The organism is Bartonella sp. CL162QHHD (assembly GCF_042195435.1).
Taxonomy (GTDB): Bacteria; Pseudomonadota; Alphaproteobacteria; order Rhizobiales; family Rhizobiaceae; genus Bartonella.
In genome coordinates this window covers 1-4,091 of the sequence record NZ_JBHIOG010000014.1, presented here as the reverse complement: position 1 = coordinate 4,091, position 4,091 = coordinate 1, and the positions used below count along the sequence as shown (strand labels likewise).

At 39.8% G+C, this 4,091-nt stretch carries 3 protein-coding genes and 1 pseudogene; all 4 read right to left on the bottom strand.

Features of this window, described 5'->3' with window-relative positions:
• Positions 1–279 (bottom strand): transglycosylase SLT domain-containing protein (locus ACFILD_RS01220; RefSeq protein ID WP_375664661.1); only part of this gene is annotated, 279 nt, incomplete at its 3' end.
• Positions 279–2,414 carry a glycine zipper family protein gene (locus tag ACFILD_RS01215; protein ID WP_375626993.1) on the bottom strand — a complete coding sequence of 712 codons (2,136 nt, stop codon included), beginning with the start codon at positions 2,412–2,414 and terminating at the stop codon, positions 279–281. The genes ACFILD_RS01215 and ACFILD_RS01220, both read right to left, overlap by 1 nt.
• Positions 2,415–2,420: 6 nt before the next feature.
• Positions 2,421–3,758, bottom strand: coding sequence for a hypothetical protein (locus ACFILD_RS01210; protein ID WP_375664660.1), 1,338 nt, complete (start codon positions 3,756–3,758; stop codon positions 2,421–2,423).
• Positions 3,759–3,800: 42 nt separating this feature from the next.
• Positions 3,801–4,091 (bottom strand): annotated as a pseudogene (locus ACFILD_RS01205) (hypothetical protein); the annotation flags it as partial.

Genomic DNA, 4,091 nt, shown 5'->3' with positions numbered 1-4,091 from the left:
TCTTCCCAAAAGGCGGCTTAAATGATTGCGATTATCAAGCGTCAACCGCCCCATGGCATCTGCCGCTTGCATGGGGTCAAACCTATCCTGCAAACCATATTGTTTGGCGGTGCTGTCTATAAATTGGTACAACCCACCAGCAGAAGAACGTGGATTCCTTGCATTCGGATTGCCTCCACTTTCAACTTGCGCAACACGGTATAAATAGCTCTCTGGCAAACCATATCGCGCTGCCGTTTGCCGTATCGCTTGATTAACTGAAGGACTATAACGGGTCATTAACCCTTACTCCTTAAAAATCTTCCCGCTTCTCCTAACGCTGCCGAAGAAATGAAATGCCAAAAATGGTCACTACCAATTCCTGCTTTATGTAATCGTATAAATCTTTGTAACATTTGAGCAACTTCCTTCTGGTTCATACCTTTAACGCCAAAAGTTGCTAATTTCGCTATATCACGTTCAAGTATTTGCCTTTCTTTTTGTGGCAATTTTCTAATCGTATCAGATAAAATATTTTGTATAATTTTTGCCCCTGCATGTGCTGCACTAGTTTTTCCATACGGTATATTAACACCTGTTAAATAATTATGTTCAGGCGTTCCTTGAAACGGTTTCAGTGCTCTTTTCGCCGCATCTTCATAGAACCTTTCACCCTCTACAGCTTTTCTAAACGCATGAATGTTTTTAGAGCTTAAAGATCTGCTTAGATTATCTGACATGCTACCCGTTTGTAAAATATTTGAAAGGCTATTAATAGGACGCGAACCTTTTAATAGATCATCAATATAGTCTCTCATCCCTACATGATAAGTATTGAGACCACTAGGCATTGCTCCTTTACGAAGACCTTCTGCAATCCCCTCTCCCGATACGTCCCTCTGTGCAATGTTTTTGCCTTGTTTTATCGCTTCTTCAAAACCTTCATATTTGGCTACACTAGCCCGTGCTGCTTTATAAGTAGGAGAAATTTGGTCCGCTATCTCTACTAAGTCTTTTTTAAGCGATTTATATACATGAGCCATTTGGTTATCACCAAAATTATGATACTTCTTGCTAAGGTAATCGAGAGACTTCTTCGTTTGATCTAATAACTCCATCGTAGGCTTGTAATTAATGTGCCTAAATTCTCTCGAATAAAACATCTCTGGTTTTGCAAGGCGACGGTCCTTTGTTAAGACTTTAACGGCTCGCTCGACTGCTTCTTGAAATGCTTCATGTGCAAAAAGATCATTAAGAGCTGCATAATGCTCTTTTCCTACTGGAGTACGATACACCTGTGCATAAATAGGTTGATATTCTTTTTCTCCTTGCTCTTGAAGTACCCTTTTTAAAACTTTCGTATCTTGAAGAGGTGTAATGTTTTCATCTGCCGACTGACCAATACGGTGAATAGCATTCTGCACTCGTTCCCCATGTGCTCCTTTCAAAAGTTCAGAAACACGCGCATTTGTTTTCCCCATATTCGCAAGGGATACTTCTAAATTTGGACTGATATCTGTCAAAAATGCATGGCGTGGCGCAGAGCCAAGACGCTCTGCAACATTCTCAACACCATCATCATATAATGTTTTTGCAACTTCCCTAACCGCTTTGGTTTGAACTTCCTTATGAGCAGGATTAAAACGCCCTCCTTTCATAAAGGGAATATAGGGAACATGTTGCAATCCCCTTGCCATTTTTTTTGTACCCCAAGAAGCAACTGTACCGGCAAGAGAACCAATAGGACCAGCTACTGTTCCAATACCACCACCAAACCCTGCCGATATAAGACGACCAGAAAGACCCTCTCCTGCTCCAGAGCCATGTAAAGCTCCTGAACCTGCCCCGAACATCATCGCCTTACCAATATTTCCAAGTGTTGACATATGCTTTGCAAGAGCCAAAGCCCTTAATGGAGGCACAAAAAGTGAGAGTCCTGTCGGTACAAGTGAACCAGCAGCATAAGCAATAGAAGACCAAATAGGATATTTCTCTTGCAAGGCTTTTTGGTAAGCGCGCTCCTTAGCTACCCGTCTATTATATATCTCCTCTGCTTTCTTATCACCACGCCAATAATCTATAAAACCCGCTTCATTGGCTGCTTTCATCTCGTCAAAATAATCTGCCGTCGCACCAGACGCGCTATTCCTCATAACAGCATCCAACACCGTAAGATCTTTATCATCAAATGAGAAATCATCTGTTGTAGTTGATTGATTAGATAGCTTCGCAATCTCAGCGGGATCTTCAACTACGCGGAAACGTGTTCCGTTCTTAGCGTATACATATCGAGGAGAAGATGAAGAAGAACTGTTAGCATTTGATCTTATAATCTTTTCAATCTCAGCAGAATCTTCAACTACACGAAAACGTGTCCCATTCTTAGCATATACATATTGAGAATTAATCGCACCAGAAGTCTTATAAGGGGCCATTAATATTTACTCCTTAACCAGAAATTCACCACTGGAACTATCCACAAAATAAAGTACGTTATCCTTAATAGATGCCTCTTCTAAACTCATCTTTGGTATATTTTCACTACCTCCTTGTGACACCAACCCATTAGTAAAAGATTGAGAAGGGTCTTTTTTACGCTCTTTTACTTCCAATCCATGTGATAACCTATAAATTTCTTCATCATTAAATTCTTGAAAATGTGCAAGCATCTTCTTAATATTTAAAAGTCTTGTATGTAATACTTCAGGCTTGTCACTAATATCTAAAGTACCATAAGATGATACTAACCACTTGCTTTCGTTCTCAGATAATGGACCAACACCTACGGTTCCATTCTTACTTTGTTTTTTGATTGATGCAATCACTCGCTTAAAGACACCGCCTTGAATCTGAGTAAATAGATATTTTAATGTTTTGGCATCAGATCCTGGGAAAATTTGAGTAACCGTACCACCTTTACCAGCAACCCAATCTGGATTACTCTCTATAAGTTTAATGGCATGATTAACCGCACCCATAGTATTATCAATTTCTAATGCAACTTCTTTCACATACTCTCTCTTATTTGTTTCCCACTCTTCTATGTCTCGTTTTTTCTGATTATACTCCAATTCCTGTAGAGATCCTTTAATCGGTCTCGCTTCACGTTCACCTGTCTCCGGATTGATATACCATTGATGCCCCAGAGGTAACTTAGGAGTATCACCACCTGTTAACAATGCACTAAGCATTTGAGGATTCCTTGCCATGACAGCAGCTTCTTCTTCGCTGTAGCCTTTGGACTTTAGATACTCGACAGTCTGGTTAACCTGCCCTCTTTGTTTATCTCCTTCATGCAAGTTCTTCAGCCCCTTGGCAAAAAGTTGCCATCCAGATGAATTTGGACTTGCTGTTATCGCCCCCATAAGAAAATCATCAATATTTTTACTAACATCAGACTGTGAAAAACGAGAAAGTTTATCCCAAAAACTAGGTTCTGGTTTAGAATTCTGTTCTTGTGGTGTCACTGGTTCTGTTACAACAGATGCATGATTTCCTACACTAGGTGAAATTTTTTCTCTTGGAATTGGAAACGAAGGTTTATTTTCCTCATTAGGATAAATAGAGCCTATCGGAACTAGAGAACCGTGATACACATCATATGGATTATTCATAGAAATCATACTAGGGAGAACTGGTACTTGAGGAATAAATGGTAATTTTCTATCTTTATCCAGTCTTTGACTTTCATCTATTCCTTCCTGCAATCGCTCTGTTGTCGTTTTTTTTCGTTTGAGTTCGAAATGTTTATATCTCGGGTCAAAATCTATAAAAACCATTACTTTCCCTTTAACTATTTATTTTTTCTAAGATTATTCAAACTAAACGGCAGCATTTGCTGCCTTTTCCGCAGCCTTCTTTAATCCAAAAAGCACCATCATAGCATTCTGCCAAGGGTCGTTACCATGCATCTTAGATTCTGACACATTATGCGTCGTCGTGCCGTAATTCCTTGCAAAGCCATGACCGGCGTTCATAAGCATATTCAACCTATTCCAGCCGCTATTGTCTTGTTCCAGCCAACGTTCTCTATTGGCATCAACAAGGCGTTGATTGTAGTCATTAAGAACAGATGACCCCTGCAACATATTCGAATATGCGTTATTATAAGA